Below are 271 nucleotides of genomic sequence, written 5' to 3'. Positions count from 1 at the left end.
CACGGCTGTCGTTGGCAGAGAGCACGTCCGGGTAGCGCTGACCGCGCAGGACGGATACGGCGAATACCTCCTGGACGGCGTCCTCGAACTTGAGGTATGCCACGATTCGCCCCGAGCGCAGGTCCACGACCCAGACGCCGCAACAGCGCTCGTCGACGCGTTCGGTCAGGCGGATGCCCGAGAAGACGGCCGACTCGCGCACCTGGGACAGGCCGATGAACGCGAACGGGCCCCAGAAGTCCAGCCCGCGCGTGAAGCCGGGCAGTTCGGC

Annotated in this window: 1 protein-coding gene; it reads right to left on the bottom strand. The window is 68.3% G+C overall.

Features of this window, described 5'->3' with window-relative positions; genetic code table 11:
* Positions 1-271: DUF4915 domain-containing protein (locus tag SB754_RS20385; protein WP_410784181.1), on the bottom strand; the 271-nt coding region annotated here is incomplete at both ends.

The organism is Leifsonia sp. SIMBA_070 (assembly GCF_046534635.1).
Lineage (GTDB): Bacteria > Actinomycetota > Actinomycetes > Actinomycetales > Microbacteriaceae > Leifsonia.
This window is presented reverse-complemented; position numbering and strand designations above follow the sequence as displayed.